Source organism: Bradyrhizobium sp. dw_411, from assembly GCF_018449695.1.
Classification (GTDB): Bacteria; Pseudomonadota; Alphaproteobacteria; order Rhizobiales; family Xanthobacteraceae; genus Bradyrhizobium.
Genome location: NZ_JAAVUY010000019.1, coordinates 128,968 through 154,540 on the forward strand (window position 1 = coordinate 128,968; position 25,573 = coordinate 154,540).

The 25,573-nt window shown below is 61.7% G+C and carries 24 protein-coding genes and 1 pseudogene; 13 read left to right on the top strand and 12 right to left on the bottom strand.

The window, feature by feature from the left end:
* Nucleotides 1–5: 5 nt before the first annotated feature.
* A pseudogene (locus HB676_RS27550) lies at nt 6–199 on the bottom strand (EamA family transporter); the annotation flags it as partial.
* Nucleotides 200–632: 433 nt separating this feature from the next.
* Entirely contained in the window at nt 633–788 is a 156-nt protein-coding gene (locus HB676_RS27555; RefSeq protein ID WP_213741630.1) for a hypothetical protein, read from the bottom strand.
* Between HB676_RS27555 and HB676_RS27560 the strand changes: the two genes are divergently transcribed.
* The 4 genes from HB676_RS27560 to HB676_RS33945 all read left to right on the top strand — a co-directional run bounded on the left by HB676_RS27560 (nt 777) and on the right by HB676_RS33945 (nt 8,538).
* Complete coding sequence (locus tag HB676_RS27560) at nt 777–1,226, top strand: PadR family transcriptional regulator (protein ID WP_213741631.1); 450 nt, start codon at nt 777–779, stop codon at nt 1,224–1,226. The two genes, HB676_RS27555 and HB676_RS27560, sit on opposite strands and share 12 nt — an antisense overlap.
* Nucleotides 1,227–1,327: 101 nt before the next feature.
* Nucleotides 1,328–2,521, top strand: a complete 1,194-nt coding sequence (locus tag HB676_RS27565; RefSeq protein ID WP_213741632.1) for an arabinose transporter — start codon at nt 1,328–1,330, stop codon at nt 2,519–2,521.
* Between the two features lie 69 nt (nt 2,522–2,590).
* Entirely contained in the window at nt 2,591–3,121 is a 531-nt protein-coding gene (locus tag HB676_RS27570; RefSeq protein ID WP_213741633.1) for a hypothetical protein, read from the top strand.
* A 107-nt stretch (nt 3,122–3,228) separates the two neighbouring features.
* Nucleotides 3,229–8,538: a tetratricopeptide repeat protein gene (locus tag HB676_RS33945; RefSeq protein WP_249780499.1), complete on the top strand. Its 5,310-nt coding sequence runs from the start codon at nt 3,229–3,231 to the stop codon at nt 8,536–8,538.
* Between the two features lie 145 nt (nt 8,539–8,683).
* Here HB676_RS33945 and HB676_RS27595 read toward each other — a convergent pair whose 3' ends face one another.
* The gene (locus tag HB676_RS27595; protein WP_213741634.1) at nt 8,684–10,006 is read right to left on the bottom strand and encodes a TAXI family TRAP transporter solute-binding subunit; all 1,323 of its coding nucleotides are present in this window, start codon (nt 10,004–10,006) and stop codon (nt 8,684–8,686) included.
* 62 nt (nt 10,007–10,068) lie between these two features.
* On the bottom strand, nt 10,069–10,269 hold the full coding sequence (locus tag HB676_RS27600; RefSeq protein WP_213741635.1) for a hypothetical protein: 201 nt from the start codon (nt 10,267–10,269) through the stop codon (nt 10,069–10,071).
* A gap of 254 nt (nt 10,270–10,523) precedes the next feature.
* Here HB676_RS27600 and HB676_RS27605 point away from each other — a divergent pair, with 254 nt between their 5' ends.
* Nucleotides 10,524–10,814 carry a hypothetical protein gene (locus HB676_RS27605; protein ID WP_213741636.1) on the top strand — a complete coding sequence of 97 codons (291 nt, stop codon included), beginning with the start codon at nt 10,524–10,526 and terminating at the stop codon, nt 10,812–10,814.
* Nucleotides 10,815–11,108: 294 nt separating this feature from the next.
* Nucleotides 11,109–11,531 carry a cupin domain-containing protein gene (locus HB676_RS27610; RefSeq protein WP_213741637.1) on the top strand — a complete coding sequence of 141 codons (423 nt, stop codon included), beginning with the start codon at nt 11,109–11,111 and terminating at the stop codon, nt 11,529–11,531.
* 344 nt (nt 11,532–11,875) lie between these two features.
* Here the strand turns inward: HB676_RS27610 and HB676_RS27615 are convergent, their stop codons facing one another.
* On the bottom strand, nt 11,876–12,931 hold the full coding sequence (locus HB676_RS27615) for a hypothetical protein (protein WP_213741638.1): 1,056 nt from the start codon (nt 12,929–12,931) through the stop codon (nt 11,876–11,878).
* 324 nt (nt 12,932–13,255) lie between these two features.
* On the opposite strand from HB676_RS27615, the gene bamA reads away from it, so the two are divergent.
* The 5 genes from bamA (at nt 13,256) to HB676_RS27640 (ending at nt 18,588) form a co-directional block, all read left to right on the top strand.
* The gene (gene bamA, locus HB676_RS27620) at nt 13,256–15,583 is read left to right on the top strand and encodes an outer membrane protein assembly factor BamA (protein WP_213741639.1); all 2,328 of its coding nucleotides are present in this window, start codon (nt 13,256–13,258) and stop codon (nt 15,581–15,583) included.
* Nucleotides 15,584–15,788: 205 nt separating this feature from the next.
* On the top strand, nt 15,789–16,925 hold the full coding sequence (locus HB676_RS27625) for a DUF2336 domain-containing protein (RefSeq protein ID WP_213741640.1): 1,137 nt from the start codon (nt 15,789–15,791) through the stop codon (nt 16,923–16,925).
* Nucleotides 16,922–17,248 (top strand): PilZ domain-containing protein, encoded by a 327-nt coding sequence (locus tag HB676_RS27630; RefSeq protein WP_213741641.1) that lies wholly within the window; start codon nt 16,922–16,924, stop codon nt 17,246–17,248. The genes HB676_RS27625 and HB676_RS27630 overlap by 4 nt, the downstream gene beginning before the upstream one ends.
* A 23-nt stretch (nt 17,249–17,271) precedes the next feature.
* Nucleotides 17,272–17,499 (top strand): hypothetical protein, encoded by a 228-nt coding sequence (locus HB676_RS27635; RefSeq protein ID WP_213741642.1) that lies wholly within the window; start codon nt 17,272–17,274, stop codon nt 17,497–17,499.
* A gap of 39 nt (nt 17,500–17,538) precedes the next feature.
* Complete coding sequence (locus tag HB676_RS27640) at nt 17,539–18,588, top strand: HD domain-containing phosphohydrolase (RefSeq protein ID WP_213741643.1); 1,050 nt, start codon at nt 17,539–17,541, stop codon at nt 18,586–18,588.
* Nucleotides 18,589–18,641: 53 nt separating this feature from the next.
* Here the strand turns inward: HB676_RS27640 and modA are convergent, their stop codons facing one another.
* Entirely contained in the window at nt 18,642–19,421 is a 780-nt protein-coding gene (gene modA / locus HB676_RS27645; RefSeq protein WP_213741644.1) for a molybdate ABC transporter substrate-binding protein, read from the bottom strand.
* Between the two features lie 184 nt (nt 19,422–19,605).
* Between modA and HB676_RS27650 the strand changes: the two genes are divergently transcribed.
* Complete coding sequence (locus HB676_RS27650) at nt 19,606–21,039, top strand: sodium:solute symporter family protein (RefSeq protein ID WP_213741645.1); 1,434 nt, start codon at nt 19,606–19,608, stop codon at nt 21,037–21,039.
* Nucleotides 21,040–21,212: 173 nt separating this feature from the next.
* Here the strand turns inward: HB676_RS27650 and HB676_RS27655 are convergent, their stop codons facing one another.
* From HB676_RS27655 to HB676_RS27680, 6 genes are all read right to left on the bottom strand, one after another.
* A complete protein-coding gene (locus HB676_RS27655; RefSeq protein ID WP_213741646.1) occupies nt 21,213–21,359 on the bottom strand; it encodes a hypothetical protein in 147 nt (48 codons plus the stop codon).
* Nucleotides 21,360–21,496: 137 nt separating this feature from the next.
* A complete protein-coding gene (locus HB676_RS27660) occupies nt 21,497–21,730 on the bottom strand; it encodes a hypothetical protein (protein WP_213741647.1) in 234 nt (77 codons plus the stop codon).
* Nucleotides 21,730–21,927, bottom strand: coding sequence for a hypothetical protein (locus HB676_RS27665; protein WP_213741662.1), 198 nt, complete (start codon nt 21,925–21,927; stop codon nt 21,730–21,732). Before HB676_RS27665 ends, HB676_RS27660 begins: the two co-directional genes overlap by 1 nt.
* Nucleotides 21,928–22,151: 224 nt before the next feature.
* On the bottom strand, nt 22,152–22,850 hold the full coding sequence (locus HB676_RS27670; protein WP_213741648.1) for a Crp/Fnr family transcriptional regulator: 699 nt from the start codon (nt 22,848–22,850) through the stop codon (nt 22,152–22,154).
* A gap of 371 nt (nt 22,851–23,221) precedes the next feature.
* On the bottom strand, nt 23,222–24,373 hold the full coding sequence (locus HB676_RS27675) for an FUSC family protein (RefSeq protein WP_213741649.1): 1,152 nt from the start codon (nt 24,371–24,373) through the stop codon (nt 23,222–23,224).
* 171 nt (nt 24,374–24,544) lie between these two features.
* Complete coding sequence (locus tag HB676_RS27680; protein WP_213741650.1) at nt 24,545–24,976, bottom strand: PaaI family thioesterase; 432 nt, start codon at nt 24,974–24,976, stop codon at nt 24,545–24,547.
* Between the two features lie 139 nt (nt 24,977–25,115).
* Between HB676_RS27680 and HB676_RS27685 the strand changes: the two genes are divergently transcribed.
* Nucleotides 25,116–25,454: a hypothetical protein gene (locus tag HB676_RS27685; RefSeq protein WP_213741651.1), complete on the top strand. Its 339-nt coding sequence runs from the start codon at nt 25,116–25,118 to the stop codon at nt 25,452–25,454.
* Nucleotides 25,455–25,573 lie beyond the last annotated feature (119 nt).

Below are 25,573 nucleotides of genomic sequence, written 5' to 3' on the forward strand. Positions count from 1 at the left end.
CAGGTTCAGATGGATCGGGTGCTCGGTCTGACCTGTGTAGTGGCGACGCCGGAGATTGCGAGCAGTCCACCGATAATCAACTTCAGAGTCACGCGATCGCCAGGGAACAACACGCTCGATATCAAGGCGAACACCGGCAGCGGCAAGCCGAAGGAGCGACGCGGGCCGTCGAGCAACGCCCGATCAGCCAGAACCAAAGCGATGCGACGATCAACTTCCGAATCGTGGCCGGCCATTTTCGTGGCGTGATAGCCACGCAACCAGAACACATCCATCGCGCGTCCGATCGCGAACCCCGTGTCGAAGCTTCGAGGACGTCCGCGGGACGAGGCATGGGGTCTGGCGATAGATGGATCGATCGGTCCAGATATCGCGAGGCAGATCGCAGCCGCCAACCCGGATGAGCCGGTCTAATCCCCGCAGATGATGCGGAGATTAGACCCTCTATTCTCCGCATCCGGCCTCGCTAGAAAAGTAAGTGTCTGTAATTAAAGGAAATACTACTTCGGACGATTTCCAGCCTTTCCCTCTTGAATCCCATTCAGATGTAATTTAGATATATCTTGTTATTCGATATATCTAAACTGCATCTAAGGAAAACAAACATGCACTTCTTTCGACATCGAGACCACTCACACCAAGACCACGACCGGGATCATGAACACCGCGGCCGCCGCCATGGCTGGCATTTCGGACACCGTTCCCATGACGACGGCGACGGCAGGCACTCCCATGAAGATGGCCGCGGCCGTCACCGGCGCGGGCGCTCTGGCCGGATGTTCGATCATGGCGAATTGCGCCTGGTGGTGCTCGCACTGATCGCCGAGCGTCCGCGTCATGGCTACGAGATCATCAAGGAGATCGAGGACCGCGTCGCCGGCACCTATAGCCCAAGCCCCGGCGTGATCTATCCGACCCTGACCATGCTCGAAGAGCTCGGCCATGCCACCGTCGCGGAAAGCGAAGGCAAGAAGCTCTACACGATTACCACCGAAGGCACCGCCTACATCGAAGCCAACAAGTCGGCCGTCGATCAGGCCATGGCGCACATGCAATCGGTAAAATCGGCGCATGGCGGCGGTCCCGCGCCGGAGATCCTGCGCGCCCGGGTCAACCTGAAGATGGCGCTTCGGCTGCGCGAGGCCCGCGGTCCCCTCACCGAGCAGCAGATCCGCGATATCGCCGCGGCACTCGATGCGGCTGCCGTCGCGATCGAACGCAGCTAAACCCGACGCCTTAACGGTATCGTGAAAACAACGGGCAGATCAGCTACGCGCTGTACGCTGATCCAAATCCCGAACGGCTGTGGTACGGACCTGCGCAATAGATGACCTACGCTTCCTCGCCCGTACCCGACTCTCCCACCGTGGAAAATGTGTTCCTCAAGATGCTGCCCATTTCGGCGGCAATGCTTGTGGGATTCCTTACCATGGGCATCTCGATGCCGGTGCTGCCGCTGCATCTGCATTACACGCTCGACATGAGCCCGGTGGTCGTCGGCTTCGCGATCGGCTTCCAGTTCGCCGCAGCGCTGCTGTCGCGGGCATGGGCCGGCGGATTGGCGGATACGCGCGGCTCCAAGCGCGCGATGGTGATGGGCTTTATGTCCGCATCGGCTGCCGGTGTCGCCTATCTGGCATCCCTGGCTTTCATCGGCACGCCGGTCGTCTCGCTCGGCGTACTGATGCTCGGCCGCCTCCTGCTCGGTTGCGGTGAAAGTCTTGTGATGACCGGCGCGCTCAGTTGGGGCATCGCGCTTGTCGGCGCGCGCAATTCCGGCAAGGTGATGGCGTGGGTCGGCGCGGCAGTGTACGGCGCCTTTGCGGCCGGCGCCCCGCTCGGCACCTTTGTCTATGGCCGTTACGATTTTATCGGCATTGCGTTTGCCACCATCATCATCCCGCTGCTGGCGCTGGGTTTCATCGTCCCTGTTGCGCCAAACGTGGTGAAGCCGTCGCATCGCGTGCCGTTCTACAAGGTGCTCGGCACCGTGTGGGTGCCGGGACTGGGCATGGGCCTGAGCTGCGTCGGCCTCGGCGTCATCTCCACCTTTATCGCGCTGTTGTTCGCCGGCAGGAACTGGGGCAGCGCATCGCTGGCCTTCACCGCGTTCGGCGTGGCGTTCGTCCTGGCGCGAATCTTTTTCTCCCATCTGCCCGATCAGGGCGGCGCCAAGGTCGCGCTGGTGTGCGTGCTGGTCGAGGTCGCAGGCCTGTTGCTGATCTGGCAGGCCGGCAGCGCCATGATCGCCTATGCGGGCGCGGCGCTCACCGGCTTTGGCTATTCGCTGGCCTTCCCCGGCTTCGGCGTCGAGGCGGTGCGGCGCGCGCCGCCGCAATCGCGCGGCGCCGCGATGGGGGCTTTCGTGGCCTTCTTCGATATCGGGATCGGCCTGACCGGCCCCACGGCCGGCGCGATCGCCGGCGTCGCCGGCCTCAACGCGGTCTATCTGGCCGGCGCCTGCGCGGTCTCGCTCTCGGCCCTCGTCGCGGCCTATCTGATTGTCAGCAAACCGGCCTAGATTGCCGACCGTTGCGGATGCCGGAAATTGCCGCCAGACTGGCCTGCGACCCGTAAACGGGAAGCCGTCATGAATCAGCAACCTCTTTCCGCGACCTGCCAATGCGGCCAGGTGAAATTCGAGACGGCCGGGCAGCCGATCCTGACGGCTGTCTGCTATTGCACCAGTTGCCAGCAAGCCGGCCGCCAAATCGAACAATTGCCATCCGCGCCTGAGGTGCTCGATGCCGATGGTGGAACAGGCATGAACCTGTTTCGAAAGGATCGGGTACAATGCGCCGCGGGGCAACAGTATCTGCGGGAGATCAGGCTCAAGCCTGACTCCCCGACCCGGCGGGTCGTCGCCACCTGCTGCAATTGCGCAATGTTCCTCGACTTCACCAAAGGTCATTGGTTGTCGATGTATCGAAACCGATTCCCGGCAGGCGGCCCGCCGCTTGAAGTGCGGATCATGACCAAAGAGCGCCGCGCCGGCGTCGAACTGCCCAAGGACGTGCCGAGTTACGAGACTCACTCCGGCAAGTCGATGTTGAAACTGGTCGCCGCCTGGATGGCGATGGGTTTCCGCAGGCCGCAAATCATTTGGGGTAAATCGCAATAGGCAGCGTGCCCGCATGATTCACGCCGGGATGCGCATCCTCAAACCGGTTTGGCGGATAATGACGAATCATCTAGTGCAGGATCAGTTGTCCCCTGTGAAATGCGCTGATGAACCGCCGCAATCGCCGGGCCGCCGCCCCGCCACCTAAGGCCAACGCAAAGGCCAATGCAAAGGCCAGCTCAAACGGGCCGCCCGCCAGCGCATCGGCGGCATGCAAAACCGGCTTTGGCCATCTGCGCGCGGGACGATATCTCGACGCGCAAATCTGTTGCCAGCAGGCGCTCGCAGCCGCCCCCGATCACGCCGACAGCCTGCATCTGATGGGGTTGTTGTCGCGCCAGGCCGAAAACCACGATCTCGCGGTGGAGTGGATCGCCCGCGCGATCCAGCAAGACCCCAAGGCGGAATATCTTTCAAGCCTCGGGGGGATACTGCGGCAGCAAGAGCGTTTTGAGGAGGCCCTCAAGGCGTACGACAAGGCGGTCCAGCTCAAGCCCAAAGATACATCGCTGTGGATCAATCTCGGCAATGTGCTGTCCGATCTCGCCCGGCTGGACGACGCGCTGCTGGCCTTTCAACATGTGCTCAAGCTCGACCTGCGCCACTGGGATGCGGCCTACCGGTGCGGGTTCATCCTGGAAAAGCTCGGACGGTATGCCGAAGCGCTAACCTATTTTACTCTCAGCGACGCGCTGAAACCGAACCAGGCTCCCGTGGTGCAAATGCGGGCCCTGGTTCTGCAGAAGATGAAACGGTTCGAGCAAGCCCTCCCCGAAAGCCTGCGGGCCTACGAGCTCGATCCCGGCCGCGCCGACACCTGCAACAATATCGGCGCCATCATGCAATCGTTCCGCCGGGACGAAGAGGCGCTGGTGTGGTTCGACAAGGCGCTGGCGCTTCAGCCGGACTATGTGCCCGCCCTGACCAACAAGGCCAATTCGCTTCAACAGTTTCACCGGTTCGATGAAGCCGCAGCGATCTATCGCCAGATAAAGACGATCAATCCTGGTCACGCGCTGGCCGACTGGGATCTGGCGCTGATCGACATGCGGGCTGGCAATTTCGAGGCCGGCTGGGCCGGCCGCGAGGCGCGATGGAAGGCCCATAAGGTCGGCTACCCGAAATTCCCGCAGCCGATGTGGCTGGGTGCGGAAGATATCGCCGGCAAGACCATTTTGATCTGCTCGGATGAGGGCCTCGGAGATTCAATCCAGTTCGCGCGTTATGTGCCGATGCTGGCGGCGCGCGGCGCCCGTGTCATTCTGGTGGTGGACGACGCGGCCTATCCCCTGCTGTCGGCACTCCCCGGCGTTTCGGAAAGTTTTCGGACATCGGACAAGGTGTTTCCGGCGTTCGACATGCATTGCCCGACGTCGAGCCTGCCGCTCGCTTTCGCCACGAGACTGGATACGATTCCAGCCGACATACCGTATCTGCCCGCTCCCGCGCCAAGCCGCGTGCAAGCCTGGGAGGACCGCCTCGGCCCTCACAGCAAATTGCGGGTCGGGCTGGTGTGGTCCGGCAATCCCCTTCACAACAACGATCACAATCGATCGGTGCCGTTTCAAATCTTTTCGCGTCTCTTCGATGCCGATGCGACCTTTGTCAGCCTGCAAAAGGACGCGCGGCCCGATGACAAGGCCGCGTTGTGTGAATGTCCCGGCATCATCGACCTCACTTCCGAGCTTACCGACTTCAACGAGACCGCGGCGCTGATCGCTTGCCTCGATCTGGTCATCACCGTTGATACCAGCGTCGCCCATCTCGCCGGCGCGCTGGGCTGCCCGACCTGGATCCTGCTGCCCTACACGCCGGACTATCGCTGGCTGCTGGATCGCGATGACAGCCCTTGGTATCCGACCGTGCGGCTGTTCCGGCAGAGCGCGGCGCGGGATTATGCCGAGGTGCTGGATCGAGTGCGGACGGAGTTGGCGGCGCTGTGCGCGGAACGCAATCCAGATGCCCAAATCTCTCGCCGGCAGGCGCCTGATCCCGGCGCTGATGACGCCGACAGCCTGCACCGCACGGGCGTGCAGTTACTGCAGGCCGGACAATACGATCAGGCGGTGGAGTGGATCGCCCGCGCCATCCGGCAAGACCCCAGGCCGGAATATCTTTCAAGCCTCGGGACCACGCTGCAAAGACAAGGACGTTTTGAGGAGGCCCTCAAGACGCTAGACAAGGCGGTCCAGCTCAAGCCCGAAGATACATCGCTGTGGATCGATCTCGGCACTGTCCTGTCCGATCTCGCCCGGCTGGACGAGGCGCTGTTGGCCTTTCAACACGTACTCAAGCTCAACATGCGCCACTGGGATGCGGCCTACCGGTGCGGGTTCATCCTGGACAAGCTCGGACGGCACACCGAGGCGCTTACCTATTTTACGCTCAGCGACATGCTGAAGCCAAACCACGCACCCATCGTGCAAATGCGCGCCATCGCGTTGCAGAAGCTGAAACGGTTCGAACAAGCCCTTGCCGAAAGCCTGCGGGCCTACGAGCTCGATCCTGATCGAGCCGACACCTGCAACAATATCGGCGCCATTCTGCACGCGCTGCACCGCGACGAAGAGGCGCTGGTCTGGTTCGACAAGGCGCTGGCGTTCAAGCCGGACTATATGACCGTGTTGTGCAACAAGGCCTCTTCACTGCAGCAGGTTCACCGGTTCGAGGAAGCCGCCGCGACCTACCGTTACATGAAGACAATCGATCCCGGTTACACGCTGGCCGACTGGGATCTGGCGCTGATCGACATGCGGGCCGGCAATTTCGAGGCCGGCTGGGCCGGCCGCGAGGCGCGGTGGACAGCCCATCAGGTCAACTATCCCCGATTCCCGCAGCCGATGTGGCTGGGCGCGGAAGATATCGCGGGCAAAACCATCCTGATCTGCTCGGATGAAGGCATCGGAGATTCAATCCAGTTCGCGCGCTATGTGCCGATGCTGGCGGCGCGCGGCGCGCGTGTCATTCTGGTGGTGGTCGACGCGGTCTATTCCTTGCTGTCGGACCTTCCGGGCGTTTCGGAATGCTTTCGGAAATCGGACAAGGAGTTTCCGGCGTTCGACATGCATTGCGCGACATCGAGCCTGCCGCTGGCTTTCGTCACGAGACTGGATACGATTCCAGCCGACATACCGTATTTGCCGGCTCCCGCGCCAAGCCGCGTGCAAGCCTGGGAGGACCGCCTCGGCCCTCGCAGCAAATTGCGGGTCGGACTGGTGTGGTCCGGCAATCCCATTCACAGCAACGATCACAATCGATCGGTGCCGTTTCAAACCTTTTCGCGCCTTTTCGATGTTCATGCGACCTTTGTCAGCCTGCAAAAGGACGCGCGGCCCGATGACAAGACCGCGTTGCGTGAATATGCCGATATCATCGACCTCACTGCCGGGCTCACCGACTTCAACGAAACCGCGGCGCTGATCGCTTGCCTCGATCTGGTCATCACCGTCGACACCAGTGTCGCCCATCTCGCCGGCGCGCTGGGATGCCCGACCTGGATTCTGCTGCCCTACACGCCGGATTATCGCTGGCTGCTCGATCGCGACGACAGCCCCTGGTATCCGACCGTGCGGCTGTTCCGGCAGAGCGCAGCGCGGGACTATGCCGAGGTGCTGGATCGGGTGAGCGCGGAGTTGGCGGCGCTGTGCGCGGAACGAAATCCAGATGCCCCAACCTCTCGCCGGCAGGCGCCTGATCTCGGCGCTGATGACGCGGACAGCCTGCACCGCACGGGCGTGCAGTTCCTCCAAGCCGGGCAATATGATCAGGCGGTGGAGTCGATCACCCGCGCCATCCGGCAAGATCCCAAGCCCGACTATCTGGCGAGCCTTGGCGCCACGCTGCACCGGCAGGGACGGCACGAGGACGCGCTCAAGGCCTATGACAAGGCGATCCAGCTCAAGCCCGAGGATGCCGGATTATGGCACCGCCTCGGCAATATCCTGCTCGAGCTGCAACGCCTCGACCACGCGCTGTTGAGCTTTGCGCATGTCCTCAAGCTCGATCCGCGGCATCAGGATGCGGCCTATAAAAGCGGCGTACTCCTTCAGCACATCGGGCGGTTCGACGAGTCCATCGCCCACCTCGATCTGTGCGACGCGCTGCTGCCGAACCATGCCCCGACCCTGCAGGCGCGCGCGCGTACGCTGTTCAGCCTGAAACGGCTCGAAGAAGCGCTGGCCGAGAACCGGCGAGCGCACACGCTCGATCCCGGCAATGCCGACACCTGCAATAATATCGGCGCCTGCCTGCAGTCGCTGGGCCGGGAAGAAGAAGCCCTGTCATGGTTCGACAGCGCACTCGACCGCCTGCCGAACACGACAGAAATCCTGAACAACAAGGGTTTGATGCTGAGCCAGCTACAGCGCTTCGACGAGGCGTTCGCGCTCCATGATCAGATCCGTGCCCTGCAGCTCAATGACGCCACCACGGACTGGAATCTGGCCCTGCTGCAGATGCTGACCGGCAATTTCGAGGCCGGCTGGGCGGGGCGCGAGTCGCGTTGGAGAAAATCCGATCCGCCGCCTTACCCGAAATTCAGCCAGCCGATGTGGCTTGGCCAGGAGCCGATCGAAGGCAAGACCATTCTCGTCCATGTCGACGAAGGGGCCGGCGATACCATCCAGTTCGTGCGCTATGTGCCCATGCTCGCCGAGCGTGGCGCCCGCATCGTTCTGGTTGTCGAGCGCCATCTGCATGCCCTGATGTCTGGCCTGCAGGGCGTCGAGCAATGTCTTTCGTTCCCGAACGATCCGCTGCCCGCATTCGACATGCACTGCCCGATCGGAAGCCTGCCGCTGGTGTTCGGCACGCGCCTCGATAGCATTCCGTCGGCGACGTCCTACCTGCCCCCTCCGGCAGAGGGCCGCGTACAATTTTGGGAAGCGCGGCTTGTTCGTGAAGCGCGGCTTCTTAGAAAGGCCCTTGGACCTCACGACAGGCCGCGGGTCGGCTTGGTGTGGTCTGGAAATCCGAGCCACAGGAACGATGTCAACCGGTCGACATCCCTGCGGCTGATGTCCCGCATTCTCGATGTCGATGCGACGTTCGTCAGCCTGCAGAAAGATCCGAAACCCGAGGACAAGGCATTCCTCGCGCAGAGCGGCATCATCGATCTCACTGCCGAGCTGACCGATTTCAGCGAGACCGCGGCGCTGATCGCTTGCCTCGATCTGGTCATCACCGTTGACACCAGCGTCGCCCATCTCGCCGGCGCGCTGGGCTGCCCGACCTGGATCCTGCTGCCCTACACGCCGGACTACCGCTGGCTGCTGGATCGCGATGACAGCCCCTGGTATCCGACCGTGCGGCTGTTCCGGCAGAGCGCGGCGCGCGACTATGCCGAGGTGCTGGATCGGGTGCGGACGGAGCTGGCGGCGCTGTGTGCTGAGACACTTTCCGGTTTGCTCAAACCATAGCACGACGCCCGGCGATCTCATGGTTCGAGACGCGCGAAGACGCGCTCCTTACCATGAGGGTCCGAGAACTTGTCTTGGCTCAGACCCTCATCCTGAGGAGCGCGCTCTCGCGCGCGTCTCGAAGGATGCAGCCGTGGAAAAGATTCTAACCCACCCCCGCCCGCCCAGCCAGCATCACGCGGCGATGATGGATCAGATTATCCAGCCGCTGCGCCGCTGCGATCAGCGCCTGCGCTTCGGCGGCGCCTTCTTCCTGTCCGGCGGTTCGCGCGAGCTGCGTGCGCAGCAATGAATCGACCTCGTTCTCGATCGCATTCAATTCGCTCTCGTCGGTAACGCTGCGAATCCTTCCCGGCAGCGCACAAAACGCATCCAGCGTCGGATGCGCGGCCTCATTGCTGCGCACGCCGAGAAAGCGCCACGCCGCGGCAAAGATCGAGGCCAGCGCGCCGAGCGCCATCGGCGTCAGATAGATCGCGTTGCCGTAGCGATCCATGAAGCTTTGCTGGGTGCCGTTGAAAAACGCCGCGGCGCCGGGATGCGCCGAGATATAGGCATCGGCATCGAGTTCGGGCGCGGCGATCCCCGCTAGCTGCGGGTCTTCGCCGACGAGATCGCGACGCACGCCCATGATCCTGCGGGCGAGGTCGGCGATCACATCGGCATTGAGATGCCGGTTCGCGACCAGATAATACGTCACCCGCAAGGTCGTGACGTCATTATCCGGCACCGGCGGCGCACCGCGCAGGGTGCCTTTCGGGATATCGAAGCTTTCATAGGGCCCCTTGGTATCGGCGATCGCACCGGCGGAATCGATCGGGATCAAGACCGGCCCGGCGGTCGCGCTTTCCTTGAACAGCCCCCTCACCAGCGACAGATACCGGTCGGTCAGCGGCACCACCAGCAACAACGCCGCGACTTCCTTGGCCTGCACCGCGCGGCGCGCATCGGATGGCATGATATCCTTGAACGTCACATTGGAACGGCCGAGGTCGTATTCCTTCTTCAGCGCCTCGACGACGCCGTGATTGATTTCGCCGCCGACCACACCAACGGTGTGATCGCGCAATTTGGCGATGCTGGTGATCGACGATCCCGGCGGCGCCACGATCATCACGACGCCATGCGTCGTCATGGTCACAGTGCGCGCCTGCGAGAGATCGCCGACATCCGCCCGCACCACCGCGAGATCGGCCTTTCCGGCCGCGAAGGCTTTCGCCGCGTCGAGCACGTTGCCGGAATTCTCGACCTTGAGCCGCACGGGTGAATCGGTGGTCGCGAGGCGGCCGGCGATCAATGACGCGGTCTGTCTGGCCTCACCGTCCAGCGAGCCGACCGCGACCGTCAGCGTCACCGGCTTTTCGTAATAGCGGTACGCGACCAGGCCGGCGCCCGCGACGATGCACAACACGCCCACCAGGAGGACGGCGCGAACCCAGAACGGCAATTCCACCTTAAGCGATTTCATGGTCACCCGGCGCAGGGAATCCTTGACGCGACGATCAGGGGATCGGTCATGCCACATCCGGTTTAGGTTCGAAACAGCCGGATTACAAATTGGAAATAACGGAACAGGCCGCTTGTGGCGCCGGGCACGGGCGGACGCCGGTGCGGGACGCGGTTGCGGCGCCATATCTTTCGAAGTTTCGATTTGGATTTTGCAGCGCGGCGCTCGGCGCGCAGCAGCGATGGCGACAGGCAGTGATAGCGCGACCATGACATCATCTTCATCGAACCCTCCATCGCAACATCGATTGGTGGGACGTGAATGATGCGCCGTTCGAACCGCGCGCGTTACAAATTGGAAATCATTACAAGTTGGAGAGCAGGGCCGTGTTATGCGCGATCGCATCGCAAGAACACCCATGTCCCGAAGGGTTTTTCAGGAAATTGTTCACCCGCATTAAACCTGCGTAATACACCGAACCCGTTTCTCGCTCGCTACCTCCAACAGATGTTCGACGTTAAATCTCAGGAGGAAAATCATGAAACTTGTTTCTGCACTTGTTGGCCTCGCTGCACTGAGCGGGGTTGCACTATCGAGCGGCGCCGCGTCTGCGCAGACGACTGTCAACGTACCGGCTGGTTACGTCTGCAACGAATACGGCCATTGCTGGCACCGTCATTACGGCTACGGCGGTGGCGGCTACTACCATCCGCATTATTGGGGTGGTGGTTATGGTGGCTGGCACCGTCACTGGGGCTATGGCGGCGGCTACGGCTGGCATCGTCACTGGGGCGGTGGCTACGGCTGGCACCGCTGGCATCAGTGGTAATCGCGACGAGAGAAAGGGGCTTCGGCCCCTTTCTTTTTGAGATGCGCGAACATTTTGAGACGCACGAACATCAAGAATGTCGTCATTGCGAGCGCAGCGAAGCAATCCATGCCTCGGCAGACCGTGCTGGCTCAAGATGGATTGCTTCGTCGCTAACGCTCCTCGCAATGACGGATGCGCCAGACGGGCCTCATCGCCTCCCCCTTCCCGCTTGCCAAGCCCATTCCGCTGAGGCAGGTTTCGCGCGGCAACAAGTCCGGCGCCCATGATCCGGACATCACAGGGAGAACGGTCATGCTGACACGCCGAGGCTTTGCGGGCGTTGCGTCCTGCGCGCTTTGCTCGATTACCGGATTTTTGGCCACCGATGCGTCGGCGCAAACGCCGCCCGCCACCACGCCCGGCGTTTCCCGCAAGATCCTGTCGCGGAGCGACGGCCCGGCGGCCGGATATGAGACACTGCTGGTCGCGATCGAGATCGAAGCCGGCGTCACCATCGGCCGCCACACCCATCCCGGCATCGAATCCGCCTACATTCTCGAAGGCGGCTTTGAGCTGCCGATCGAGGGCCTGCCGACCAAGATGTACAAGCCCGGCGACGGCTTCGTGGTCCCGCCCGGCGCACCGCACGCCGGCAACAAGAACGGCGACGTCAAAACGAAAATAGTGAGCACTTATATTATCGAAAAAGGCAAACCGCTGGCCTCGCCGGCGTGATGTGATCTGGGCATAGCAACAATTGGAAACCAAAAAAGAATGGCCGCGGCTTGGGACATAGCCGCGGCCGTTGTGTTTTCAATTCCCTCCCCCCGCAAGCGGTAGGGCTATCGCATATGAAGAAAAAGATTTGGGCCTGCAGTCTTTGTGCGGCCATCCTTCGAGACGGCCGCCTACGGCGTCCCCTCAGGATGAGGACTTTCTGTGCGGCTAAATCTTGAACCCTCATGGTGAGGAGCCTCGTCTTCGAGGCGTCTCGAACCATGAGGCCCCAAGCGATTACCGCGGCGGAAAGTCATATGCGACAGCCCTGCCGCAAGCGGGGCGAGGTAAGAACAACAGCCTCACTGCTGCTGTTTTTCCCAGAACGACAACAGCCCCTGCGAGGCCGAGCCGCCGATCACGCAGGGGATGCCGATCGCGACCTGGCCTAATGCCGCTGCCGAGACACAGCCCAGCGCGACCGCGCCGACGCCGACCTGGCCCCAGAAGTCGAGGTTGCGACGGGAATCCGAACCCTTGGCCTTGAGTTCATCGACCGCGGCGAGCGCGTCCTTGCGCACCGCGCCGAGCTGCACGGTATCGGCCGCCTGCACCACTTCGGTGAGCGGCCCCTTCACCGCCGCCGGCTGCACCGCGAGTTCGCTGCGCAGATATTCGCGCAGGCCCGCATCGCGCACCGCGTAGCTTGCCAGCGTGTAGCGCGCCATGCTGCCGACGGTCAGCTTGTCGACGGTGTCGCGGCTCTTGCTCCAGGGCAGCATCTTGATGATGTGCAGGATCGGCACATAGGAGCCGGTCGCGAAATAATAGCCCCACAGCGTATCCAGGAGATCCTGATTGCCTGCAAAGGTCTGCGTCAGCTTCAGCGTCTTGTCGTCTTTTGAAAAGGGATTTTTGGTCAGCGCGCCGCGCAGCTTTTCGAGCACGCCGGGCTTGGTTTCTTCCAGCGGAATGTCTGCCAGCACCGGCAGCGTGCCCGCCAGATAACTGTCGATCATCACCTTGCGGCCCGGCATCTTCGGCGCGACCTTGCGCAGAAGATTGCGCCAGTCTGATAACCCCGAATAGGCGATCGCGCGCACGACCACCCATTCGTCTTCCGGCGGAACGGGAAACAAACTCGTGACAAGCTGCTCGGCCTTCGCCGGATTCGATCCGATCGCGCCGGCGAGGAAGCCGAGATAGATGCCGGCATTCTCCGGCTCTTTGAAGCTCTGGGTATGAAACAGCACGCGCATCGCGGCCGGGACATGCGCGTAATCGGGCTTGGCGCGGTAATTATAGATCCATTGCTGGACCACGCCGAGCGAGGCGCGCGGATCGACCTCAGGCGTGACCGCGGCCTGAACAGGCTGGATCAGCGCAAACAAAGCGACGACGTAAGCTGTGTAACGCATGTGATGCTCCCAAGAAACTTCTGGAGTCTCCGCAGAAGCGTTGGCACCTGCGGCACGCGCAGCGCAACGTTTTCCGCCTCCTTGGCTAGGCGGCATTTGAAGCGGCTATACGACAAATCTGGGGAAGCCCGGTTCGGCGCCGCGTCGAAATTATGGCGAGGAAATTATGGCGGTCGTTAACGCCCAAGGCCACAACTCACCTCACCCCAGACATTCTTTCGCCTTGCGCGCGCACTTCGATTGTAGCGGGACAAGCGGGATGACAGGCGGGACGCGATGAGGTCACGCAGTGCGTGGGGCCGGCAAGGTAGCCGGCCAGGCGTTATGGCTGCGCTGGTGAGTGCAGCGCTGGCGTTGTGTTCAGTATCAGCGCTCGCCGGGGAAGCACCGGCCAGCGACATTGAAGCGAAAGCGCGCGAGCTTGTAACGGTCCAGGGCAATCGCCGCATCGATATCGCGACCGTGCGTTCCTATTTTCATCCGACGCCCGACGGCCGCTTCGATGAGGCCGCGCGCGACGATGCGCTCAAGGCGCTGCTGGCGACAAACCTGTTCGACAAGGTCACCATCGAACGGACAGGCGAACAACTGATCGTGCATCTGGCCGAGGCGCCGGTGCTCGATCACGTCGCGTTCGAGGGCAACAGGAAGATCAAGGACACGGAGCTGTCAGCCGCGGTGGACTCCAAGCCGCGCGGCACGCTGCTGCGCGCGATGGTGCAAGGCGATGTCGATCATATCCTGGAGGTCTATCGCCATGCCGGCCGCGACGATGTCAGCGTCAGGCCTGAGATCATCGACCGCGGCCATGACCGCGTCGATCTCGTCTATGTCGTGACCGAGGGCGCCAAGACCACGGTGCGGCAGATCGAATTCACCGGCAACAAGGCGTTTGGCAAACGCCAGCTCAGCGCCGTGATCAAGACCTCCGCGACCACATTCCTGAGTTTTCTCACCGGCGGCGATGTCTACGACCCCGACCGCGTCGCTGGCGACCGCGAGCAATTGCGGACTTATTATCGCAGCAAGGGCTATGCCGATGCCAGCGTGACCAACGCGGTGGCCGAATACGATCCGGCGATTCATGGCTTCACGCTGACATTTTCGATCGACGAAGGCCCGCTCTATCGTTTCGGCGACGTCACCCTCGTCTGCAACGTGCCGGGGCTCGATCCCGAAAAACTGCGGCGTCTGTTGCTGGTGCGCTCCGGTGCGCTGTTCGACGGCAATGCGCTCGACAAGACAGACGAATTGCTGGCGCTTGAACTCTCCAGGCTCGGCTATCCCTTTGCGCAGGTGAAACCGCGGACCACGCGCGATGCGCAATCGCAACATATTGATGTCGCGCTGGTGATCGATCAGGGCGCGCGCACGTATGTGGAGCGCATCGATATCCATGGCAACACCCGCACCCGCGGCTACGTGATCCGCCGCGAATTCGATATCGCCGAGGGCGATGCCTACAACAAGGGACTGATCGACCGCGCCGAGCGCCGGTTGAAGAACCTGAACTATTTTAAAACGATCAAAATCACCAACAAGCCGGGATCGGCGCCCGATCGGCTGATACTCGATGTCGAGCTGGTCGAACAGCAAACCGGCGACTTCAGCGTGGCCGGCGGTTACTCGACGGTCGACGGCCTGCTGGCCGAGGTCAAGGTCGGCGACAGCAATTTCATGGGCACCGGCGACACCGTGAAGTCCACCCTGACGCTGGGCCAATATACCCAAGGCGTGGATCTCTCGGCGTCGGAGCCGTATTTCCTCGGGACGAAAGTTTCCGCCGGCGTGGATTTCTTCGCCAGGAACACCGACTCCAGTTCGTATCAATCCTACGGCACGCAGAATTACGGCGCGATGATCATGTTCGGCACGCCGGTCAATGACCAGCTCGGCGTGCAGTGGCGCTATTCCATCGCGCGACAGAATGTTACGCTCGATCCGGCCTCGCTCGCCGCAGCTCCTTCGCTGGCAATTCAGCAGGCCGCGTTGGCCGGCCCGCAATGGGTGTCGGCGGTCGGCGACACCGTCACCTACAGCACGCTCGACAACGCCAAAAATCCCACCAGCGGACTCAATGCGCAGTTGAAGCAGGATCTCGCCGGATTGGGCGGCGACGTGAACTTCCTGCGCACCACCGAAGACGTGCGCTATTACCAATCGCTCGGCAACGACCTCACCGGCATGGTGCGCGCGCAAGGCGGCTACATCACCGGCTGGGGCGGCCAGCAAGTGCCGCTGATCGACAGCTTCTTCGGCGGCCCAAGCCTGGTGCGCGGATTTGCGCCGAATGGTTTTGGCCCGCGCGATCTTACGCCGGGCACGACAATGGATAATGTCGGCGGCAGCCTGTATTGGGCGACCACAGCCGAACTGCAGAGCCCGATTCCCGGCGTCCCGCAGGAATATGGATTGAAAGCCTCGGCCTTTGTCGATGCCGGCAGCGTGTTTCGCTATGTCGGCTCGACGACATTTCCGGGCTCGTCGCAATCGCTGCAGCTCGCCAATGGCAACATCGTGCGCTCCTCGGTCGGCGTCGGCCTGACCTGGGGCTCGCCCTTCGGCGGGCTGACGGTGAGTTACGCCGTGCCGGTGACGAAGGCGAGCTACGACGTCGTGCAGCCGCTTGGCTTCAGCGCCTCGCCGTTTTGAGGCGTGCGATCATCGAGCCCGGGCGCGCGGACCCTCAAGAGATGACGGGTGCCATATTACCCATGAAGATATATCAAAAAGCTATTAACTTTTTACGCGTACAGTTTGATTTTGGATAACTCATCAGCCCCGTCGATGACATCTGGGGCTTCGATGACGCAAGCATTTTTGATCAGTTGAACCTTCAACGGCAATGGTGCCGGCCATGACCAACACCACATGCGCAGAGCTGGTTAGCGACTTAGAAGCAACAGTATCCAGCGGCTCGCCCGAGCGCCGCGTTCTGATGCTGCAGCGGGTGTTGCATCTGTTTCTTTCCAGCGCCGCCCGGCTCAACGAAACCCAGATTGGCGTCTTCGACGACGTGATGGTTCGGCTGATCGAACACGTTGAAGCGCCCGCCCTCGTTCATCTCAGCGCCGCACTGGCCGCGTCAAGTTCGGCACCGCAACAGGCGGTACGCCGTCTCGCCTGTCACAAGGACATCGCCGTTGCCGGACCTGTTCTGCTTCGCTCGTCCGCGCTTTCCGATGCGGCGCTGGTGGAGATCGCGAGCCGTCTCGGCCGCCAGCATCTCCTCACCATTTCGTGCCGGCGAACAATCGGAGAAGCGCTTACCGATATTCTCCTGAAACGCGGCGACCTCGATGTCTGCCGCGCGCTTGCCAAGAATGCGGGCGCGAAATTCTCCGAAGCCGGCTATGCGGCGATCGTTGCCGCGGCCGAACCCCACAAGGACATCGCGGATTCGCTGGTGCTTCGCCCGGACCTTCCTGCCGCGATGCTTCGCGAACTGCTCTCGAAGGCGACCGATGCGGTGCGGCTGGCGCTGCTCAAATCCGCGCCGCCCAAATTGCGTCAGAGCATTCGGGAAGTGCTGGATGACATCGCAGCCCATGTCTCCCAAAAAGCAACGGAGCCGGTCGTCTACTCCGAGGCCCATGCCAAGATTGCCGCGCTCAGCAATTCCGGCAAGCTGACGGATTCCGTTATCAATCGTTTTGCGATGCGACGCGAGGCCACCAACGTCATCGTGTCGCTGTCCGTGCTGTCAGGTGCCCCCATCGAGGTTATCGCGCCGTTGATGGAAGAAAAGAGTTGCGACGGCCTGATCGTGGCCTGCCGCGCTTCCCGGCTGGACTGGCAAACCGCGCTGTCGATTATCCGCAGCCGCAGCATGCCGCAGTTGACCGAGCAGGAACGCACGATTGCGAAGGAAAAGTTCGAAAAGCTTTATTTGTCCACGGCCCAGCAGACCATCCGCTTCGGGCTTTTGGGTAGCGCGGCGACCAAGCCAGATGCGACCGGGAGGGCGGTCGCCACAGCGGGAGCAGAGCGATGAGGGGAGAACATCGAAAGGCCTCTCGTGTTGAACTTGAGCATGCCCATACCGTCAACCTGATGGGAGTCGACGGGACATGGCGGCGAAGTTGCAAGCTGCTGGATATTTCCGACACCGGCGCCAAGCTTGCGGTCGAGGGTCCGGTAAACGTGTTGCAGGCCCGCGAATTTTTCCTGCTGCTGTCGTCTACCGGGCTCGCCTTTCGCAGGTGTGAACTGGTCTGGATCGACGGCGATCAGGCGGGCGTTCGTTTCGTTTCAAAGAGTCCCAAGAAGAAGGCCAAATCGGCAAATTCAAGGAAGGCAGAGCAACCGGCTTCGTAACGAAGCGATGATGGTGATTTCACATGCAAATGATTTCTTCGCGCGCCATTGATTTTATAGATGCGCAATCTCTTACGTCAGGCGAGGCCCTCGAAGTGTTGTTTCGGGATGGCGACGGTTGTTTCCTGCTTTATCTCAGTGACGGTGAGTGCGCATCCGCCGCGCAGGAGCGCGTCCTGCTGCTTGATCTGCGGGAGGCGCTGATATGGCTGAACGAACCTGCGCAAGAACAGGGTTCTTTTTGGGAATAGGCGCAGGAGACCGATGATTCGTTAACGAGACCGATTATTATGCCCGTTCATGTTGTAGCTGATAGTTCCGCCAAGCTCGCCGGCATATGCGCCGTGCTTGAGCGAAAATACAAGGTCACCTCGGAATTGCTGACGGCCGCCAAGGTCGGGCGCGGCAACTGCCGCGCCGTCGTGGTCAAGGCGGATCTTCGCGTTGTCGAGAATATCGAGGCGCTCAGGACAACGCTCGGCAGCCTGGCTCACGTGAAAAAACGCATCTTCCTGCTGGATCAGAAAGTCAACCTCGGTATCGCCCAGGCCTACGCGTTGGGCGCGACACTCGTTCTCGCGGGTCCGGTCGATCAGGCCAAATTGCTTGCGGCGCTGGCGGACCGGAGCGATCCCGTTGTCGGTGCGCCAGTCGCCACCAACGAAGATACCGATGCTTCCTCTGCTGGCGCGACGGCAATGGCTTCGATGTTCGAGGCGGTGGCAACCGGCACGGCGATCGACGTTAAGGGCGCCCGGGACGCGGGCCGCAAGATCGCGGAGCGTGTCGCTGAAAAAGGAATGTCCGACTGGCTGACAACCGTTCGCCGCCACCACGAAGGGACGTTTCAGCATTGTCTCCTGGTCACCGGCGTCGCCGTCGATTTCGGCTTGAGCCTCGGTCTGGCGAAACGCGACATGGAGCGATTGTATACGGCGGCGATGTTTCACGATTTGGGCAAGGCGACGATTCCGCTGGCCGTGCTCGACAAGCCCGGGCGTCTCGATCCGCAGGAGCGCGCGATTATCGAAACCCATCCCGCTCTCGGATATGATGCGCTCAAGGGCAACGAGGAAATTTCCCCTGAAGTCCTCGACGCGGTCCGTCATCATCACGAACTTCTCGACGGCAGTGGATATCCCGACGCGCTTTGCGCCGAGAGCATCAGCGATATCGTCCGAATATTGACGATCTCGGATATTTTCGCCGCGCTGATCGAGGACCGGCGCTACAAGGCGCCGATGCCCAGAGGCCAGGCCTACGACATCCTTTGCGGGATGCAGGGGAAGCTTGAAAAAGTACTCGTCGCCGCTTTCAAGCCGGTGGCGCTGGATCGATAATTCTTCAGCGCGTGACCGCATCCATCCTTCGAGACGGCGGCAACAATCTCACGCTATCCCGGCTCCAGCCCCTTCGACTTGAACACCGCCAATGCCGCCGGGCTTTTGAGGAACTGGCCCAGCGCCTTCGCCGCGTCGGAAGCCTTGCTGCCGGCGCCGATGCCGGCGGTGAATTTTGTCACGCTGTTGAATTCGCCCGGCAACGGCCCGACCAGTTGCGCGCCCGGATCCGGCACGATTTCCGACGCCTGCGCGACGCCGATCTCGGCTTCGCCTTTGGCAAGGACTTCAGCCGCCTGCGCACCCGGCACCAGGATAGTCTTCGATTTCAACTGCTCGGTAAGACCAAGCTGATCGACCACGCGCGCGAAATAAACGCCGCTGGCGCCGCCCTTGGCCGGGTCGGCATAGACGATGGATTTGGCCGCGAGCAATGAGCGCTTCAACGCATCGACCGAGGAGATATCCGGCTTCGGCGCACCCGCCTTCACCGCGATCGCAATCGGCGTTCCCACAATATCCGTAATGCTGCCGGGCGCGATCTTGTCCGCTTTCTGCAGGTCATCCATGACAGGCCGCGACAGGATGATGAGGTCGGCGGTCTCGCCGGCGAGGATCCGCTTTTTGATATCGGCGATCAGACTGTAGCCGAGAGTGAGCTTGTTCCCGGTGGCACGCTCGAATTGCGGCGCGATCTCGTCCAGCGCCGAGGTCAGCGCCACCGACGCCAGCACCTTGATCTCCACGCCCTGCGCCGCCGCGCGTTCAGCCGTTCCGATCGACGATAACAGCAACCCTACCGCGACTGCCGCCGTCAATGAGAGCCTGATCATGGTCGTTCTGCCCCAGTCTTGTTGTTATGCGTTGGGCGCGAACGTAGCGCACCAATTCAATGCGGACAACTCGGACGCCCGCGCACGCTAGTATCGGTTGTATCGGTTGCCTTTTGCGACAGAGCAGGCAAGCTCCTAACAAGACCGACAGCCGCGCGCTGAAGCGGTCGCACCCGGGGGGCAGATGCACACCAACTATTTGGCCTTGGCGATCGTGATCGGATACATGGTCGGCCTGGGCTTGCTGACCAGCGTGATCCAGCGCTCGGTCAACACCACGACGACGTTTACGTCGGGCACATCTGGCCATTCCGGCGTTCCCGCGGTTCTGGTCGGGTTGATGCTGATGTCCGAATTCATCGGCACGTCGGCCAGCGTCGGCACCGCGCAGGAAGCATTCAAATCCGGCATTTCGGCCGCGTGGAATATCATCGCGCTCGCGCTGGGGTTCTTGTTCTACGCTTATTTTCTCGCCGGCAAATACAAGGAGTCCGGGCAAAACACCATCTCCGGCGTGTTCGCCGACGTCTGGGGGCCGCAAACCAGGCTTGCGACCTCGTTGGTGATGATCTTCGCGCTGCAGATCGTCGGCGTTGCGATCTATGCCGGCGGCGGTACCATCCTGAGCGGGCTATTGGCGGTCGATCGCACGCTGGCCACCGTGATCTGCGGCATCGTTTCCGTGCTCTATGTGTTCATGGGCGGAATGAAGTCCGTGGTCTACACCAACGTGATTCATTCGCTGATGAAGTATGTGGGTGTCGCCGTCGCGCTCTGGTTCGGGCTGACAAAAGTCGGCGGCTTCGGTGAATTGCAGGCGCGAGTGCCGGCCGAGATGTTTTCCTGGACCAATGCCGGCTGGGGACAGATTTTCGCCTGGTTCATCGCCGGCATCGGCGCCACCTTCTCCACGCAATACGTCATTCAGGCCATCAACACCGTCGAGACCCGCCAGAAGGCGAAGGCCGCGAGCCTCTACACCGCCTTGTTGCTGGTGCCGTTCGGGATCGCCACCGCCTTGGTCGGCGTCTGTTCGCTGGCGCTGTTTCCCACCATCAAATCCATCAACGCGTTCTCGGCGCTGATTACGGATATGAACGGCGTGATGGCGGGCGTAGTTGCGGCCGGCATGGCGGCGTCGCTGTTCGGCACCATGGCCGCGATCAGCGTGGCGACCGCGACATTGCTCTACAAGGATTTCTACGTCCGCTTCGTCGCCAGGACAGACGGGAAGCACGACGACGAGAAACGATCTCTGACGTTCATTCGCATCACCACCATCGTCGCTGGCCTGTTGCCGATCGTGCTGGCGATCTACACGCCGAACATCCTGCAGATGACATTTCTGGCCAAGGCGATCCGCGCCTCGCTCTCGGTGCTGGTGCTGCTGGTGTTCTACGCGCCGTGGTTCGGCACCCGCACCGGTGCCCTGCTCAGCATCGTCATTTCACTGGTCGCCACCATCGCCTGGTTCCTGATGGGCAACCCCTACGACATCGACCCTGCTTACGTGGCGCTGGTGATCCCGCTCATCATCATGGGCCTGAGTTCACTGGTTGAGCGAGTCCGAGGGACCACGCCTGTTCCAACTGAAACCATCCGATCCGCGCCGGACTAAGCGCCTGGCTCGGCACCGGCCTTGGTCAGGCTTCCGGCTTCGGAAATCGCGACGACAGCCCGAACGATCTCGCCGGGTGATGACGGTGCGGCGTGCGGTCGCACGGCAAATTGGTTCGCCCAGGATTGTTCGCCTCTGAACATTCGCAGAATGCCGACCTTGCGAATGCGGCCTTACTCGTCGATCTCGCGAAGCTTCTGTTCCAGTTCGGCGATCAATCCGTTGATGCGTTGCGCAGTCTCGGCGTCGGCTTGTCGCGCCAGTGCGCGATATCTGAGGATCTTGATTTCCAGTTCAACGCGCTCGTTTTTATGTGCCATCGTACCACTCCCCCTGATATGACGGGGAAGCGGCGAAATTGTTCAGAAGAATTTCAAGTCAGCGAAATTCAAGTTATCGTTGCGCGGGATTGGCGGTCTGCACGATTTGATATTGGACGCCGCGATGTTCCACTGGGCTACTCCGGTTTCGGGATCAGCTTGCCGTCCTCGATGATGTGTGAGGTGAGCCGGGCACGCGGGGTAGCGCTGAGCTTCGCCACCAACCTCGATCCGGTCCAAAGCTCGATATCGTGGCGGTCAACAAGGCGCTGCGCTTTCTCGGTGGCCTCGGCATCGTCGGCGCAAACCAGCGGTTCGAATCCTGTGAAATGCCCATCGCTGCCGACGGTATACGCGCGATACTCCGGCATCACCGGGGTGTCCGCAGGCCCGGTGACGACAACCACTCGTTCAGATGGGCGGCAATATCGAGCTGGCGGAGCCGTTTCAAAACACTGTCGCGGACCGGACCGGGAGGCGCCTGGGCAGCTTCCGCCTCAAGGCGCTGCTTCTGCTTTGCGAGGTGGTCGATAAACGGTGTTGTGTCGAGCTTGAGCCTTTGAGGCATGGCACTCCCCTGCGCTGGGCGGGAGCATGACCGGACTCTCAGTCACCGATGAAAGCCGAGGCGGTGCGGTGATGTGGGTCAGTTTGCGCCAGTTATGTGCGGGAGTCGACATAAATTCGGGTTCCCATGCCGGAACCATTCCGCGCTACTTCCAGGATGCGGCACCGGCTTTTTCGCGCTCCGGGACAGAAGCAGCCCACGCTCCCGGTGACCGGTGGCTGCCGCTACGGCGCCGCTTGTTCGCGCATAGTCTCGTAGCATTCGCAGGAAACTTCTTTCAGTCTCTCCAGCGCGACGATCTTGATGGTACCGCGCGAGTAGCTGATGGCGCCGGCATTTTGCATTTTCATGGCGACATCGGTAATCGACGTCCGGCGCACCCCCAGCATTTCCGAGAGAAATTCCTGTGTCAGAGGCAGGATGTTGCTTTCGGCGCGGTCATAGGTTTGCAGTAACCAGCGGCACAAGCGGGCCTCGATGGCATGCGTGAGATTGCAGGCGGCCGTGATCCTTGCCTGCGACAGCAGCACCTCATTATATCGGATGCAGAGATCCACAATGGCCGGCCTCGATGCGGCAACTTTCCTGAACTGAGCCGCCTGTATGCGGGCAACCACGCTCTCCAGTTGAGCGACGGCCTTGACGTGGGATCTGTGCAGACCCAGACCCGCCATGGCCCCGACAACACCCTCCCGGCCGACGGTCGCGGTTTCGACGCCGTTGCCGTTTTGCAGGACGCTCAGCAGCGATATCATGCCGGATAACGGGAAGTAGACCTGATCGACCTCGTCATCGGCATCGAACAGCAACTCGCCTTGCGCAAGATGCTTGGTGACGAAGTGGGCTCTCAAAACTTGAAAGTCGCCAAGAGGTAAGCTCGCCAACAGCTTGTTGGCTTGAGCGTCGCGCGTTTGCGTGTCCAAAAGAAAAAAATCCCGCCCGGTCGGTCTGGGCCGTCTCCCGCAGGGGTTGACGTGGCGTTCCGAGGCGACGCCTCCACGGTCAGGAATTCCAGCAAGAAAGCTTTATGCCGATGTCTGTTCGGCAGCCGTCACAGGCGGATGGCCCGACTTTTCGGGCGAGGCACGAAGTGGCTTGGGCCTTATTCCACCATCTGTCAAAGCATAAAAGCAAAGCGCTCAACGCCCGGGAGTTCCTATTGTCCCGATTATTAAGCGATCGAACCGGCTCCTGTGCCGACGACCGGACATAATCGGCCTTCACTCGCTTTTTCTTCATGGCCGGGACAAGCCCGGCATGACGTGCTTTGCTGGAAAACCCCAATTCTATTGGCTTATTTTTTCAGCCCCTGTTCTCCGCCCTTGGCGCCGTCTCCCCTCTCTTGCGCCGGAACTTCCGACTGCTCGGTCCAGACCGCGACGCAGCGTTGCAGATCCCTTAAATTCTGATGCATCTGTTCCAGCGAGAATCGCAGCGTGAAAAACCGCTCGATGGCATCGGCCGGCAACCCGCGCGTCAGGCCCTCGGCGCGGCACCCCGCGACTTCAGCGGCATAGGCTTCCAGCTCGGCCTCCAGCGGCTCGATCGCGGGCGGGTTATTGCCGGTTCGAAGCGTGGCGGCGCTCGCCCTCAAATAGGCAGCGATGCTGTCGCTGACGCGCCTTAGCGGTCCGGCGAGGCGTTGCTGCAGATTGGCCGGCAGCGGGATCACGCTGGCGCGTCCGACCATCACGAGGTCATGGCGCAGGCGCAGCACCGTTCGCAGCAACGGCCCGGTATCGGGGCCGCTGGACAGCCGCGCGGCGCGTTCGCGCTCGGCCTCCGCGCCGGTCGCGTTCAGGCCCACCATTGCGGTGCCGATTCCGTCCTGCAGAGCATGCAGCGCGTCGTTGTCGCGGCCCCGGGTCAGCCCGCACAGCAATTCATCGAGCGCGGACGCCATCAATTCCAGCGCCTGCGCCGCCTTGGTGCGGACATGGCTGTGCGCGCGCGAGGGCAGCACCAGAAACGACACGAGCAGGCCGGAGAGCGCGCCGACCGCGACTTCGAGAACGCGATCGATCGCCGAATCCAGCGGATTGCCATGGTTCATGGTCGGCAGCAGCAGCACGATGATCGCAGTGACGGTCGCGACATTCAGGCTGGGATTGATCGCGGCCATGAACGCCAGCGGCGCCACCGCCAGCACCAGAACCGCCAGCAGCGCGCCTTCGCCGGAATGCGGGATCATCACCGCGATAAAGGCGCCATAGACCGCGCCGCCCAATGTACCCACCAGATAATCGCGGGTCGCCTTGAGCGATCGCCCGACACTCATTTGCGTCACGATCAGCGAGGTCAGCACCGCCCATAATGGAAGCTTCAGCCCCACCGCCAGCGCGATCACCAGCGCGCTCATCGCAGCGACGGTGACCCGGATGCCAAGGCCAAGTTCGACCTTGCGGGACTTCAGCCACGCCCAGATGCGTTTAAGAAATGCGGTCATCAGGTCGATATCCAACACCGGAAATTCGAGAGCAAGTCGCCAGTAGCGAGTAGCCCGCATGAGCGCAGCGACATGCGGGGTGATAAAGCAAAGACCCCGGATATCGCTTCGCTCATCCGGGCTACGCGAGTCATATGTCGCAATGTGCCACGGACATAGCGAGCCAGCAGCCTAATCCTCGATCCCTTCGCGTCCCTCGATCGACATCATGGTCGCGGTCAACACCGCGATCAGCTTTTCCTGGCCCTTGCTCTGCGCGAACACATCGGTTTGCGCCAGCGTCAGGGTGCGGCCCGGCTTGATCACGCGGCCGCGCGCGATGATGCGCTCGCCGACCGCGGGCGCGACCAGATTGATCTTGAATTCCGCGGTCAGGATCGACGTCCCTGATGGTACGAGGCTAAGCGAGGCGTAGCCCACCGCACTGTCCGCAATCGAGCTCACCGCGCCGGCATGAACGAAGCCATGCTGTTGCGAGATCGCCGGACTTGGGATGAGGATGATCTCGACCGCGCCCGGCGAGATCGCGCCGAGCTTTGCGCCCAGCGTGGTCATCAGGCCTTGCTTGGCGAAGCTGGTTCGAACGCGTTCCAGGGAATCCATGATCTACCTAAATTATATACCCAAATCCAAATTGCGCGGCTGACGATTCTAAATTAGGCCACGGTGGGCCGAAACGGCAAGTGGCCGCCTGCGCCAACCCAAGACAGCCTTAGGGGCAGCCTCAGAAGAGGGGAACGGCTTGTTAAATTCACTCCTGACATTCGGCATTCTCGTTGTCGCGACCACGATGGAATCATTCGGGGATGCGACCATCAGAATAGGCTTGTTCAACCGATCCGGCGCCACGCAAGCTGCGACCCTTCTGGGTGGCGGACTTTTGCTGTTCGGATATGGCGCGCTGCTGAATTTCGCCCCGGTGCCGTTCGAGCGCGTGGTCGGACTCTATATCGCCACGCTCTTCTGCGTGTGGCAGGTGGTTTCGTTCGTCACGTTCCGCACCCTGCCCGGCGCACCCATCGTGGTTGGAGGACTTCTGATCGTTGCCGGTGGTTTGGTTGTCACCTTCTGGCCGCGGTGAAATCGAATGGGGTCACGGCTGCCTCTTCCGGGGCCTTCATGGTTCGAGACGCGCGAAAACGCGCTCCTCACCATGAGGGATTGAGAGCTTGCCTGGCTGAGACCTCATCCTGGCTCAGG